General features: G+C 66.9%; 15 protein-coding genes and 1 pseudogene. 11 read left to right on the top strand and 5 right to left on the bottom strand.

Translation table 11 applies throughout. From position 1 onward, the window contains the following. Positions 1-940 precede the first annotated feature (940 nt). A complete protein-coding gene (locus E1286_RS02740) occupies positions 941-1,687 on the top strand; it encodes a phosphotransferase family protein (RefSeq protein ID WP_132608672.1) in 747 nt (248 codons plus the stop codon). Positions 1,688-1,853: 166 nt separating this feature from the next. Here the strand turns inward: E1286_RS02740 and E1286_RS02735 are convergent, their stop codons facing one another. Further along, positions 1,854-2,474, bottom strand: coding sequence for a TetR family transcriptional regulator (locus tag E1286_RS02735; RefSeq protein ID WP_132608671.1), 621 nt, complete (start codon positions 2,472-2,474; stop codon positions 1,854-1,856). 78 nt (positions 2,475-2,552) lie between these two features. Here E1286_RS02735 and E1286_RS02730 point away from each other — a divergent pair, with 78 nt between their 5' ends. From E1286_RS02730 to E1286_RS02710, 6 genes and pseudogenes are all read left to right on the top strand, one after another. After that, positions 2,553-3,173, top strand: coding sequence for a hemerythrin domain-containing protein (locus E1286_RS02730; protein ID WP_132608732.1), 621 nt, complete (start codon positions 2,553-2,555; stop codon positions 3,171-3,173). 147 nt (positions 3,174-3,320) lie between these two features. After that, a complete protein-coding gene (locus tag E1286_RS02725; RefSeq protein ID WP_132608670.1) occupies positions 3,321-3,554 on the top strand; it encodes an aldo/keto reductase in 234 nt (77 codons plus the stop codon). Positions 3,555-3,835: 281 nt separating this feature from the next. Continuing rightward, on the top strand, positions 3,836-4,795 hold the full coding sequence (locus E1286_RS02720) for an NAD(P)-dependent oxidoreductase (protein WP_132608669.1): 960 nt from the start codon (positions 3,836-3,838) through the stop codon (positions 4,793-4,795). Between the two features lie 497 nt (positions 4,796-5,292). Further along, complete coding sequence (locus E1286_RS48995; protein WP_223189486.1) at positions 5,293-5,700, top strand: hypothetical protein; 408 nt, start codon at positions 5,293-5,295, stop codon at positions 5,698-5,700. After that, positions 5,697-6,065 carry an integrase core domain-containing protein gene (locus E1286_RS48990; protein WP_223189484.1) on the top strand — a complete coding sequence of 123 codons (369 nt, stop codon included), beginning with the start codon at positions 5,697-5,699 and terminating at the stop codon, positions 6,063-6,065. Before E1286_RS48995 ends, E1286_RS48990 begins: the two co-directional genes overlap by 4 nt. Positions 6,066-6,081: 16 nt before the next feature. Then, positions 6,082-6,402, top strand: a pseudogene (locus E1286_RS02710) (tyrosine-type recombinase/integrase); the annotation flags it as partial. Between the two features lie 168 nt (positions 6,403-6,570). On the opposite strand, the gene E1286_RS02705 reads toward E1286_RS02710, so the two are convergent. Both E1286_RS02705 and E1286_RS02700 read right to left on the bottom strand, forming a co-directional pair. Beyond that, positions 6,571-7,458, bottom strand: a complete 888-nt coding sequence (locus E1286_RS02705) for a helix-turn-helix domain-containing protein (RefSeq protein WP_223189482.1) — start codon at positions 7,456-7,458, stop codon at positions 6,571-6,573. Next, positions 7,458-7,784 (bottom strand): HD domain-containing protein, encoded by a 327-nt coding sequence (locus tag E1286_RS02700; protein ID WP_223189480.1) that lies wholly within the window; start codon positions 7,782-7,784, stop codon positions 7,458-7,460. Before E1286_RS02700 ends, E1286_RS02705 begins: the two co-directional genes overlap by 1 nt. Before the next feature lie 163 nt (positions 7,785-7,947). Between E1286_RS02700 and E1286_RS52330 the strand changes: the two genes are divergently transcribed. From E1286_RS52330 to E1286_RS02695, 3 genes are all read left to right on the top strand, one after another. Then, positions 7,948-8,139 (top strand): transposase, encoded by a 192-nt coding sequence (locus E1286_RS52330; protein WP_484213903.1) that lies wholly within the window; start codon positions 7,948-7,950, stop codon positions 8,137-8,139. A gap of 241 nt (positions 8,140-8,380) precedes the next feature. After that, complete coding sequence (locus E1286_RS51130; protein WP_281282613.1) at positions 8,381-8,503, top strand: hypothetical protein; 123 nt, start codon at positions 8,381-8,383, stop codon at positions 8,501-8,503. Between the two features lie 610 nt (positions 8,504-9,113). Further along, on the top strand, positions 9,114-10,037 hold the full coding sequence (locus E1286_RS02695) for a cell wall anchor protein (RefSeq protein ID WP_132608668.1): 924 nt from the start codon (positions 9,114-9,116) through the stop codon (positions 10,035-10,037). Positions 10,038-10,730: 693 nt separating this feature from the next. On the opposite strand, the gene E1286_RS02685 is transcribed toward E1286_RS02695, so the two are convergent. After that, positions 10,731-10,964, bottom strand: coding sequence for a hypothetical protein (locus E1286_RS02685; RefSeq protein ID WP_132608666.1), 234 nt, complete (start codon positions 10,962-10,964; stop codon positions 10,731-10,733). Positions 10,965-10,989: 25 nt separating this feature from the next. Here E1286_RS02685 and E1286_RS02680 point away from each other — a divergent pair, with 25 nt between their 5' ends. Continuing rightward, positions 10,990-11,199, top strand: coding sequence for a hypothetical protein (locus E1286_RS02680; protein WP_132608665.1), 210 nt, complete (start codon positions 10,990-10,992; stop codon positions 11,197-11,199). Between the two features lie 75 nt (positions 11,200-11,274). Here the strand turns inward: E1286_RS02680 and E1286_RS02675 are convergent, their stop codons facing one another. Next, the gene (locus E1286_RS02675) at positions 11,275-12,414 is read right to left on the bottom strand and encodes an acyl-CoA dehydrogenase family protein (protein ID WP_132608664.1); all 1,140 of its coding nucleotides are present in this window, start codon (positions 12,412-12,414) and stop codon (positions 11,275-11,277) included. Positions 12,415-12,416 lie beyond the last annotated feature (2 nt).

The following is a 12,416-nucleotide window of genomic DNA, read 5'->3' as shown; positions in this document are numbered from 1 at the left end:
TTCCCAGCCTTCGATCGGTGGCGCGACCCCTTCATCCTCTATCGAACACCCATCGGCGTCACCTTGTCAGACAGATCAAATCCAACAGTCGGCGACGAACAGGGCGCGTTCGGGTTCAGGTCCCGGAGGCTCAGGTCCGGCAACGGAGTCGCGCGTGCCTGGTGATCCGCTCAGTCCTGGTGGTGGTCCACAAGAGCCGCGTCTCGCAGAGGGTTTGTACTCGTGAGGTTCACCCACAACGAGTGGACCTCCATTGCGGCTGTCATAACCGGCGTCGCTGCGGTAGGCGGCATTCTTCTGCAGGCATGTTCGGGCAGCAGGTTCAAGCTTTTCAGTGCGGTAGTGGATCGAAGAGGATACGCGCCGGGCAAGACAGTTCGCGGAAAGGATTACGTCGGAGCTTTATCGAGACGATCGCGATCCTGGCATGCGAACAGAAGTTGAGAAAGCAGATCCCACTTCTGTCGAAGTTTGGCCCTGATGAAGTTCAAGGATGTCGCCGCGCCGGCGAGTCGGAGGATCCGGATCTCGGGATGTTCGAAGATCGGCTTTTCCGTGCCCGGAAATAACGTGGGAAGTAGTTGTTGTCAAAGGAGGCCAATATTGGACGCCTGGCCCAAACCCATGCCTGGTCCTTATGGAGGAGCTTGTCGCCGAGTATGACATCAGTCGCTCTGATGGTGGGTAGGAGATCCAGTTCGCGGGGACAGACTGGGGCTACGGGGTGCGGCTTGTTCGATCAACTCCAATCAGCCGTGGCTTGCCGCCGGTGGATCTGGTTGAGCGCCTCCTAAGGGCTCCTGCCCAAAGTGGTGGACTTGACCTGGTCAGCGGTCGGTGTCGCGTACGAGGCCGCTTGGTAGCGGGACGCGGTGAGCCGCGCAATCACCCGCGATAAACCCGGTGACGTCGACGATCATCCCCGGGATACTGGTCGCCCATGGATGAGGTCGAAATGGTCGTCGCCCATTCCGAGCGCGCGACCCTGCGCGTCGGCGACGTGTTCCTGAAGGTGGACGCCGATCAGGCGCGCATCGACGTCGAGGTCGAGGCGATGGCCCTGGCGCCGGTCCCGACCCCGAAGGTCCTGTGGCACAAGCCGCCGGTGCTCGCGATCGCCGCAGTCCCGGGGAGGGCGCTCGGCCGCCTCGGCGAGCCGTCGACCGCGTCCCCGGCGGCGTGGGCCGCGGCGGGCGCCACCATCCGGAGGTTGCACGACGCGCCGTTGCCGCCCAGGCCCGGCCGGGCCGGCCGGGGCCCCGACGAGTTGGCGGCGGATCTCGATGGCGAGTGCGAGTGGCTCGTGACGAACGGCGTCCTGCCCGCCGACCTGGTCACCCGCAACCGCCAGGTCGCCGAGGCCGCGCTCCGGCCGTGGGCTCCGGTGTTCACGCACGGCGACCTGCAGATCGCTCACGTGTTCGTCGACGGCGACGGGATCACGGGCATCATCGACTGGTCCGAGGCGGGCCAAGGCGATGCCCTGTTCGACCTCGCCACCTTGACGCTCGGACACGAGGAGCACCTCGGCGACGTCGTCGCCGGCTATGGCACCGACGTCGACCTCGACGTGATCCGCGCGTGGTGGTCGTTGCGAAGCCTGCTGGGGGTTCGCTGGTTGGTCGAGCACGGCTTCGACCCGTTCGCGCCGGGCTGTGAGATCGACGTGCTGAGATCCCGGCTGTGACGCTGCCATGTGAAGCTTGGTCATCCCGCACATGTCCCGCACTCACCGAGTCGGTCATCAGGTCATTCGATGGTAAGCCGACCAAGAGCACGAGGCCGCCAAGGCTCAAGCATCTTGACTCTGGATACGCCCGCTCTCCATATGGCTGAACGCGGGGAGTTCGTTGTCAGTGCCCAGATGACCGCAGCAGCGCCTGGCGGGCCGAGTCCGCCATCCACTCCTGAGCGCGGTCGAAGCTCCAGCCTCGCTCCCCGATGAGCAGGAACCAGGCGCGCTGGCCCAGGAAGAACCAGAGCAGGTCGACGGCCAGCGCGTGATCCAGCTCCGGGCGGAGCGCATCCAGGGCGACCAGGCGATCGGCCACCGTGGTCAGGGCCTTGAGGTACGCGGTGATTCCTTCGTTGTGGACCTCCGTGGCGCCGTTGTCTCCGAGACCATCGTGGAGCAGGCCGTACAGAACGTCCCAGTGCCGCTCATGGGCGCGGCGAGTGCCCTCGGCGGTGATGTCGATGATCGCCCCCGGATCGGTGCACGTCGCCACCGCTTCGAGGCTCTCCGTCACGGCGGTGTCGTTCATGGCGGAAGCCAGGAGCGCGGCCAGGATCGCCGTTTTGCCTCCCGTGCTGCTGTAGACCGTCTGCACCGCCACTCGGGCCGCCGCCGCGATCTGGGCGACCGTCACGTCCGGGTAGCCACGGGCGAGGAACAACTCCCGCGCACTCTGCATGATCGCCGTCCGGGTGTCTGCGGCCGCGTCCATGCGACGGGGAGAGTAATACCTGCTCATATCAGCATTATCCCATTTTTCTGTGGGGATGCCCACATTGACCAGAGGCATCTCTATTGACTAGCGTCCTCAATCGTGATGAACATGCCTGCTGAACCCATAGCCGTTCTGGAAACCCGTCTCGTGCACAACGTGCACCGGCAGGCGACCACCTTGCTGGTCGAGGCCGCCGGGCGGCCCTCGGTACCCGCCGCCGCGCTGGCCGAGCTGCGCGACTTCCTGGTCGCGCACCTGCATCACCATCACGAGAGCGAAGACGACGACCTGTGGCCGATGATCGTCGCCGTCGCTCCCCAAGCTGCCGAGGGACTCGCCGCGCTCAGCGTCGAACACCACCAGCTCGATGCCGCCCTTGAAGCCCTTGGCGAGGCGGCAGTGGCGGACGGCGCCGACCGGGCTGTTCTCCGGGAGGCCGCGACCGTCGTGCGCGACCTGGTTCTCCACCACCTGGAAGACGAGGAACCGCTGCTCTTCCCCGTCTTGCGTGATCAAGTGTCCCCGGAGGCCTGGGCGGATTTCTCCAAGAAGGTGATTGAGACGTCGCCGACCCTGGCAGCGCACCTGCTGGTCGGGTTCTTCGACCGGGTGGGCACTCCGGAGGAGGTCGCGCTCGCGCTGCCCCCGATTCCCGAGCCGGTCCTGGCGGCCATGCGGCAGCAGGCTCAGGCGACCTTCGAGACGCTGGGGGAGACCGGCTGAGAGCCGCTGGTCAGCTGCCCTGACGTGGATCCTCACGGTCGCCGGAGCGGGGGCCCGGCGACGTGTCGGTGGCGCGGGTTCGGCTGCGGCGGGCGACGTAATCGTCGTGAAGCGCGCTGCTGGACGGCCGACTGGTCGTGCAGACCGATGTCTCCCGCCTCGCCCACTTCGCGGCTGCTCGCCCAGCGCGCCGTCACCAGCGTCATCGTCGGCCCTCGCAAGCTGGAACAGCTCACGGACAACATCGCCGCCAGCGACCTAACCCTCACCGAACAGGATCTCGCCGAACTCGACGAGGTCAGCCGGTCGCCTATCGCCTACCCGAACTGGATTCACAAGTGGTTCGCTCCGACACGGATCCCGGCTGGCAACCTGGCCTGATCAGGACGTCGAACGTCTGGCGTAGCCGATCAGTTCTCCCACCCGCACCAGGAGGTCCTCTCCGCCCGCCCAGGGGCGGCGACAGGAAACAGAAACAATGGTGCAAAAGTGGCAATTGATACGGTAATGGCGTATTAGGAATCGCGAGGGCGGAGCCGGGCCGTCGCCGGGGCGGTCCATCACATCCGCCTGGGTGCTGCCTGTCACGCCGACCGCTCCGGGGAACCTCCGCATGGAGAGCAGCCCGCCCTGCAGCGATCCGGAGAAAAGCGAAGGACACGATGACTGACAGCCGCACAGTGTGGCTTCCCTATCTCCCCGAGGACTTCCCCGGCCGGCTCCCTGCGGAGCTGACGTATTACTACTGGGACGGCGTTGCTGACTTCCCATCCGATCCGGAGGACGTGCGGTTCCTGGTGCTGCCGCCGGTGCCTGGCGAAGAGCAGAAGATCCTGGACCGGTTGTTGCCCCGTATCGAGCGGCTGGAGGTGCTCCAGGTGCTCAGCTCCGGGCACGACGCCCTGGAGCCGTACCTCGGATTGCTGCCTCCCGGCGCCCGTGTCGCCACGGCGCGCGGGGTGCACAGCGAGAACACGGCCGAACTCGCGGCGACCCTGCTCCTGGCGGCGACACGCGGCCTCGACCACTTCTTCCGCCGGCAGTCGGCACGACAGTGGCAACCCCGCAGGTTCCCCACATTGTCCGGCAGCAACGTCCTGGTCGTCGGTCAGGGAGCGGTGGGAACGGCGGTGGCGGCCAGGCTCGCCCCGTTCGGCTGCCGTGTCGTGCGGGTGGCGCGGACGGCTCGCGACGGCATGGACGGCCGCGTGCACGCCGTCGCGGAACTGCACGAACTTCTCCCCGGCGCGGACGCCGTGGTGCTGTGCGTACCGCTGACGGATGACACACGCGATCTGATGAACGCCTCCCGGCTGGCCCTGATGAAGGATGGAGCCGTTCTGGTCAACGTGGGCAGAGGGGAACTGGTCGACGCGCAGGCACTCGTACGAGAGGTGGAGCACGGGCGGCTGCGCGCCGCCTTGGACGTGACCGCACCAGAACCCCTGCCCCCCGACCACCCGCTGTGGGACCTGCCCGGTGTCATGATCACACCCCACATCGGAGCGTTCACCCACGCCTTCACCCGTACGTCGCTGGACTTCATCCTGCGTCAGCTGCGCGATTACGCGCGTGGCGAGACGCCGGCCAACGTCCTCCCCCTCATGGCCGACGCGCGGTGACTCGGGCGCTCGCAGATGAAGACCGCATCCTTGATCTGCGGGCGCCAAGTGGTGAGGTCCTCCCGCGCTGTGTTTCCAGGTCCTCGCTCTGAGGTCTGATGTGGGGGCCAGGCGCCGATGTCGTGTGGCAGAGGAACCCGAACCACGAGAGGCTGGATTGCAAACTCAGAAGTTTCCCCGGACAGTGTGGGCGCCGATTAATCATCCGTCCAGGTCAAGCCGCATGCTGGTACTCTGCGGGTGCCGAAAATCATTCGAGCAGGTCGCAGGGGTGATGGCGATCGCGTGCTTCGGTCTGGTAGTCGCGAGGGCTGCACCAGAAACGGCATGATGATCTGTCGTGCTGCTGCGCTTGGCCTACCTCACGGTGACGAACACCTTCTCATTCATCCGGCTGCTACCCAGAAGCGATCGCGACAAAGAGATCGAGATCCTGGGGCTCCGGCATCAGTTGACGGTCTTGCAGCGGCAGGTGGCCAAGCCCGTGTTCACGCCGGATGACCGGTTTCTCCTCTCATGGCTGCTCCACCATCTGTCGATGGGCAAGCTCCGGCACCTCACGTTGCTGGTCCGCCGGCGAGTCGGCCGCGCTCGGTATCAAGGTCGCCGCCTCCACCGTCTGGGAGATCCTGAAAGTCCACGGCATTGCCCCGTCGCCTGAACGCGAGCACACCAGCTGGGCCGATTTCCTGCGCAGCCAGGCCGGGGCGCTGCTGGCCTGTGACTTTTTCGAGATCCGCACGCTCACCGGGGCGCGACTGTACGTCCTGGCAGTCATCGAGCACGCCACCCGCCGCGTTCGGATTCTCGGCGTTACCGTGCGCCCCACCGGGCAGTGGGTCACTCAGCTCGGCCGTAATCTCGTCATGGACCTGCAGGACGCGGGCAGCAAGCCAGGTTCTTGATACGTGACCGGGACGCCAAGTTCATCGCGGCCTTCGACGCCGTCCTGGCCGATGCCGGAGTGCAGGTGGTCAAGACCGGTATCCGGATACCTCGGATGAACTCAATCATGGAGCGCTGGATCCAGACCTGCCGACGCGAGTTGCTGGACCGCACCTTGATCTGGAACCAGCGCCACCTTCTGCACACGCTGCGCGAGTTCGAGACGTTCTACAACGAACACCGACCGCACCGGGCTCTTGGACAGGCAGCCCCGCGCCGTCTGCTCCCCGATCCGATCAGCGACCAAGCCCTGATCGCGCGACTCGACATCCGCCGAAATGATCGACTCGGCGGTGTCCTCAGGGAGTACCAGCATGCGGCTTGACCTGGACGGATGATTAATCGGCACCCGGAACGATACGCGCGACATCCCGATCCCTCCGGCCCTCGTCACCGCACTCCGAGAGCACATCACCCGGTACGGCACGGCCGACGACGGCCGGCTCTTCAAGACGAGCAAGGGCCGTCCGTTCTCCTCCTCGGCGTATTCGGCCGTCTGGCAGGAGGCGCGACGGCTGTCCCTCGCCCCTGAACAAGTCACCTCCCCGCTGGCGGCCCGACCGTACGACCTGCGCCACGCCGCCGTATCGCTCTGGCTGAACGCGGGTGTCCCGGCCACCGAGGTTGCCAAGCGGGCCGGGCACAGTGTTGACGTGCTGCACCGTGTCTACGCCAAGTGCATGGAAGGACGGCAGCACCGCACCAATGGGAAGATCACTGATGCCCTCAGTGGTCGATCCAGAATGACGCTGAGCCCGTGGTTGCAACGACCGGCGCTCGCTGCGCGAAAAACGCACCACAGGATGCGCGATGGCGGCGGATTGGGGAGGTCAACCCGCGCGGCGGACGGCGGCAGGGGTCGTGCCCAGCCGGGCGCGCATCACCCGGGTGAGGTGTTCCTGGTGGGAGAAGCCACAGCTGACCGCCACCTCCCCGATGGAGGCGGTCCCGGTACGCAGGAGGCGGCATGCCTGCTCCAGGCGCAACCGCAACAGGTACTGGTGCGGCGACTTGCCCGTGCTCGCTCTGAACTGCCGGGTGAACTGGCTGACGCTCAGTGAAGCCGCGGCGGCGAGGTCGGAGATCGGCAGCGGCTCGGCGAGCCGCTGCTCCATCAACTCCCGCACGCAGGAAAGCTGCCGCGGCGAAAGCCCCCTCGGGGTTTTGTACGGGGTGCGCTCACGGTCGGCACGATGCCAGTGCGCCAGCTGGGCGGCGAGCATCCCGGTGAGGTGGTCCACGTAGGTGCGTGCGGCAGGTTCCCAGCGTTGAATGACGCCTTGCAGGGTCAGCATGAGCTGTTCGACCAGGGGGTCGGTGGCGCCCAGTTCTTCGGACAGTTCCACCGTTCGGCCGTCGTTGGCCTCGCGTAGTGCCTCATCGGTGAGGTACGCGTGCACCGTGTCGAGCCGGCCGCCGAGCTCCACCGCCAGACCGCGGCGGGCCGGGTGGAGGAAGAACCCTCCGGGCGGAACCTGACGGGAACGCCGGGCTCTGCCCTGGCCGCGGCTCACGGTGACAGGGCCGTCGAGGTGCAGGATCAGCAGGTGGGTGGCGGCGGGGGCGAACTCGGCGCGGTACGGCCGTTCCTGTTGGGTGGAGACGTACAGATGCTCCCACCCGAGACCTGAACTGTTGCGCCGGGAGGTGATCCAAGGCTGCCGGAGTATGCCGCACGTATCGCCTAGACCCAGCTCCCCCATCCTCGCGACCCCCATTATGCCGTCCAGACGGTCTCGGCGGCGGCCGTCGAGAAACCCCGGTCCAGGAGGAACTTGCGCGCGTGGTCGGCGCCATCGACTTCGAAGCGCTGCTCGACGTCGGAAAAGGGAGTCAGGAGGCCGGTGTCGTGGAACATGGCCGCCACGTAGAGCAGCTCCGGATCCGGTTTCACGCCGAGCTGGTGCGCGTGAATCAGGCTGAAGAAGAAGACCCGCCGGGAGCGGTGGTAGATGAGGGGGCTGGTCGTCTCCTGGATGAGCCTGGTCGCTTCGGCGACCACCGCTGTCTCAGGAACCTCCAACCCCGCGATGACCTCTGGCATGATCTCTGATTTTCCGGGAAGTGTGTCGGCTGTGGACCGTGTGTCCGACTTTCATGCTGCCCACCGATCGGCGTGCGGCGCCGCCTTTGTCCGGCCAGGAATCACCTATATCCGGACGGGGCGAAATCGCAGCCGTGTGCTCCACCACGACCGCCGCTGACTGATGGCCGCCGCCCGCCGCCAGGCCGTCACCGATGAGGTCTGGCGAGCCGACTACCGTCGCTGGCGGCCACCGGTCGAACGTGGCATGGCCTGGGTCGTGGCTCGCGGCAGCCGCCGCCTGCGCTACCTCGGCACCATCAAAACGATGCCTGGCTCCACACCCGCGCCGCCGCCCTCAACCTCCGCACCCTGATCGGTCTCGGACTGACCCGCACCAACGGCACCTGGGTGATCAGCCCTTCCATCGCATGGCGATGAGGGGCATCCCGGCTCCGAGACCCCCTCCACCAGCAACATCTTCAGTGCGCTTCTAGTGTCGCGTCAGCTCCTCAGGCTGGGCTCCGAGAGGGCAGCGCGTGCCGCGTCGATGAACACGATGATGGAGCCGCGTAGCCTCTGGAGCTTGATCAAACAGCTGCAGTACGGCGGGGGCATTGGAGGTCCGTGAGAGTGACAGCCTGATCGAGCTGTTTCAGGTCATCGTCCAGACGCCATTCGAGGCCGACCTCAAGGAATTTGGGCCGGACAACATCACGCAGGTGGATCACGGTCGATGAAGCCTCCATGTGGGCCCGGCGAAGATAGTCATTCATCGCATCGTGCGCAGCGGGGTGGGGCGGGCCGAAACCAAACGCTTCTCCGTAATGCATCCGGTAGTTGGTCGTGTTCAGCGCGGATATCGCTCAGGAGGGTGATAGCAGACAGCCGTGGCGCTCGGTCTGTAGTGCGACGCTGCATGTCCTTTCTCCCGCTGGAACGACAACGCCACCCCTTGCGACTCCGGCCCGAACACGCCGTCCACGCCAATCCCCCAGCCGCGCTCCGCCATCTGCGTCTGCCACAAGCGGACGTCCTGCCCCGACATCAGCGGCGGGCAATGCAACATCCGCCCGAACGGCGGCGCAGCCGGCGGCTTCGCCGGCTTGTCCCCTGCCACTCCTCATCATCAAGATCACGCGCCCCGCCAGAGGCGAACGCGGCCGGTCGTGAGACTACCGAGGGCGACCCGCGTGGCCGATCAGGGGTAGCCGGTTGAGACGGCCGGGCCGTTGCACGTTCGGCGCGCCTTTCTGCAAGAAAAACGCATAAATGACGCTTACACCGCATAAGTGGGCGATCACTCGTTAATCTCCCACACAGCACTTAGGCATCTTCATCGGGGGATAAATGCATATCCGTAACTTCGCCCGCACTGGCACTGCGGCCCTGCTCACCGCCGCCGCCGGGTTCGCGGTCGCCTCGGCCCCGGCGTACGCCGCGGACGAGCCGTCCATCTCCGTCATGTTCAACAGCGTGAGCCTGGCGAACAACGTCGCCCAGGCCCACGCCAAGCCGTTCCAGATCCTGCTTCGCAACGACGGCGCGGACGCCAAGGGCATCACCGTCACCGTCGGCGTCGACGACCTCGACAAGACGCGCGTCGGCTACGTCGTTCCTGACGGCTGCACGGCGAACGCCGGCGGCTACACCTGCCGGCTGCCCGACATGCCGAGCGGCACCACCCAGTCATTCGGAGCTCCGCTGTACAGCCGTGGTGTGGAGGGCACGGCCGGCACGGTGTCGGTGAAGGTGAGCGCGCCTTCCGACCCCGAGTACGACAACAGCGCCGCCGTGCCGGTCATCGTCAGGGAGGCGGGCTACGACCTCGTCGCCTGGGCCCAGGACGGGCACTCCAAGCCCGTGCTCGACGGCGACGACGCCGGCGAGACCGACCTGCCCTCGATCAAGCCGGGCCACTCCGCCCCCCTCGACTTGGCGATCTACAACTACGGCAGCCTCCCCTTCAAGGGAGCCCTCACCTACTCGATCCACCTGCCGACCGGCACCATCTTCACCAGGAAGCCCGCGGGCTGCACAACGGAAGATGTGGCGGGCGAAATCTACGCGTCGTGCAAGACGCCGGACGTCGTGCTCGAGCCGGGCGCGCACTACGCCCCCCGCGGTTTCGACGTGCAGGTCGCCCGGGACGTGACCAGCCCGGTGCTCGCGGACGGCACCTTCTACGTCCCGGACCCCACGTTGGCGGATGTCGACCCAGCCGACGCTGCCACCACCTTCGAGGTGTACGCCGCTGTGGCCGGCGGCGCGTAAACCGGCCGAACGCCTAGGGCGCCGGCGGGCGCGCGTGATCGAGCCTGCCCGCCGGAAGCCGACGTGTTCACCTCCTTTGCGCGGCGTGAGCAGCGTTCCACCGGCGGGTTGTACCTGCGGGGGCTGATGCTGGACCGCCGGCGCAAATTTCGGGGGCATTGGATCTCACGCCCCTGCCGCAGCAGCCGAATCGCCGGTATTGGCCTGCATCGGCGCGACGCGAACTGTCGAATGCATCCCACTGGATGCTTCAGGCGTTGTAGCAGCCGTAGTGAGCTGGGGAAACGCGTCAAGATCATTCCGCGCATGTCCCGTGATCAATTTCCTACGGCTGCATCCGGCGGCTCTCGGCGGCCTATCCAGGGCCCGGAAAGCAAAAGACCTGCGGTCGAGAAAGCGCAGGTCAGCGCGCGAGAAGCCTGGTCGAACAGAGTGCCCCCGGCAGGATTCGAACCTGCGGCACCCGCTTCAGGAGAGCGCGGACTGCGACTTCCCCATAGGGGAGGTTGACCTGCAGAAACTCGATCTCAAAGTCGCTCGCCACCCCTGATCATCTCGCGCCTGTCCCGCTGGCGCCTGACTGCGCCCGTCATCTGACGACACGTGACTCGAATCGCTGAGCCAAGTTCCGAAGGGAAATCGGATGGCCACCTGGCCGTCGCCGACGAGGTGATCAAACGCAGTCCCGCCAAGTCACCGGTCGTCCAGGTGCCCAAGCGTACTGCCGAGGAGATCACCGCCTGGTCGGACGAGAGAGTCAGCGCCGTAATCGACGCTCATCCTCCGCTGTTCCGCCTGCTCCCGATGATCGGAGCCGCCTGCGGGCTGCGGCAGGGTGAACTGTTCGGCCTCGCCCTGGAGGACATCGACTTCGAGGGTCATGTGCTCCCCGTGCGCCGGCAGATCAAGAAGCTGGGCAGCGATCACGCCTACGCCCTGCCGAAGAACGACCGTGAACGGGTCGTCCCGCTTCCCGACTGGGCGGCCTGGCGGCGTCTCGGTCAGGGAACTCGCGGAGTACCTCGGCCACGCCGATCCGGGGTTCACCCTCCGCGTCTACGCCTACATGATGCCCGGCTCACACGACCGCGCCCGCAAGGCCATCGACGACCGGCTGTTCCGTCCGCGCGAGGTTTCTTACGGAACAGGGACGGAACAATGATCATCTAGGGCCCGGTCCCAAGAAAAAGAACCCCGCCTCCCAGCACAGGGGAGCGGGGTTCTCGCATGTCAGGGGCTACTTGGCCAAATGCCTGCTGATCACCAGGCGTTGGATCTGGTTGGTGCCTTCGAAGATCTGCATGATCTTGGCTTCGCGCATGAAGCGTTCGACGCGGAACTCGCGGGTGTACCCGTAGCCGCCGAGCACCTGCACCGCGTCCGTCGTCACCTTCATCGCCGTGTCCGTGGCGACCAGTTTGGCCACGCTCGCCTGGCGGCTGTAGTCGAGCCCCGCGTCCCTGCGCCGCGCCGCGTCCAAGTACGTCGCCCGCGCGCTGTCCACCCCCGCCGCCATGTCGGCCAGCAGGAACGCGAGCCCCTGGTGGTCGATGATCTTCTTGCCGAACGTCTCGCGCTGCCGCGCGTACGCCACGGCCTCGTCGAGCGCGGCCTGGGCCAGGCCGGTGGCGCAGGCGGCGATGCCGAGGCGGCCGGAGTCGAGGGCGTTGAAGGCGATCTGCAGCCCCTGCCCCTCCTCGCCGATCAGCCGGTCGGCCGCGAGGACCGCGCCGTCCCAGTGGGCGGTGGTGGTGGGCACCGCGTGCAGGCCCATCTTCTCCTCGGGCCGCCCGAACGTCAGCCCGTCGGCCGACCCGGGCGCGAGGAAGCACGACACGCCCCGCGAGCCCGAGCCCGTGCGGGCGAACAGGGCGTAGAAGTCGGCGAGGCCGCCGTGGGTGATCCACGCCTTGGTGCCGGTGATCCGGTAACCGGTCTCGACCCGCTCCGCCTTGCAGGCGAGGGCGCCGGCGTCGGAGCCGGCCTGCGGCTCGGACAGGCTGTAGCCGCCGATCAGGCGCCCGGCCAGCATGTCGGGCAGCCACCGCTCCCGCTGCTCCCGCGTGCCGTACGCGAACACGGGGAAGCACGAGAGCGTGTGCACGCTGGTGGCCACCGCGACGGCCGCCCAGCGCATCGCCAGCTCCTCGATCACCTGCAGGTACACCTCGTACGGCTGTCCGCCGCCGCCGTACTCCTCGGGGTAGGGCAGGCCGAGCAGCCCGGCGGCGCCCAGCGTGGCGAACAACCCCTCCGGGTACGTCTCCGCGCGCTCATGCTCGTCCACCCGGCGCGCCAGCTCCTTGTCGGCGATCTCCCTGGTCAGGTCGATCAGGTCCCTGGCGTCCTGGTCGGGCAGCAGACGGTCGACGGTCACGG

It is taken from the genome of Nonomuraea terrae, assembly GCF_004348995.1.
Classification (GTDB): Bacteria; Actinomycetota; Actinomycetes; order Streptosporangiales; family Streptosporangiaceae; genus Nonomuraea; species Nonomuraea terrae.
Note: the sequence above shows the minus strand (reverse complement) of the source record. Positions and strands in the feature narration are given on the sequence as shown.

Coding starts and splice junctions, on each gene's coding strand:
- E1286_RS52330 (WP_484213903.1), top strand. CDS start 7,948: ATGGCCGCCGCCCGCCGCCAGGCCGTCACCGATGAGGTCTGGCGAGCC.
- E1286_RS02735 (WP_132608671.1), bottom strand. CDS start 2,474: ATGAGCAGGTATTACTCTCCCCGTCGCATGGACGCGGCCGCAGACACC.
- E1286_RS02720 (WP_132608669.1), top strand. CDS start 3,836: ATGACTGACAGCCGCACAGTGTGGCTTCCCTATCTCCCCGAGGACTTC.
- E1286_RS02695 (WP_132608668.1), top strand. CDS start 9,114: ATGCATATCCGTAACTTCGCCCGCACTGGCACTGCGGCCCTGCTCACC.
- E1286_RS02730 (WP_132608732.1), top strand. CDS start 2,553: ATGAACATGCCTGCTGAACCCATAGCCGTTCTGGAAACCCGTCTCGTG.
- E1286_RS02725 (WP_132608670.1), top strand. CDS start 3,321: ATGTCTCCCGCCTCGCCCACTTCGCGGCTGCTCGCCCAGCGCGCCGTC.
- E1286_RS48995 (WP_223189486.1), top strand. CDS start 5,293: ATGACCGGTTTCTCCTCTCATGGCTGCTCCACCATCTGTCGATGGGCA.
- E1286_RS02705 (WP_223189482.1), bottom strand. CDS start 7,458: ATGGGGGTCGCGAGGATGGGGGAGCTGGGTCTAGGCGATACGTGCGGC.
- E1286_RS02700 (WP_223189480.1), bottom strand. CDS start 7,784: ATGCCAGAGGTCATCGCGGGGTTGGAGGTTCCTGAGACAGCGGTGGTC.
- E1286_RS02740 (WP_132608672.1), top strand. CDS start 941: ATGGATGAGGTCGAAATGGTCGTCGCCCATTCCGAGCGCGCGACCCTG.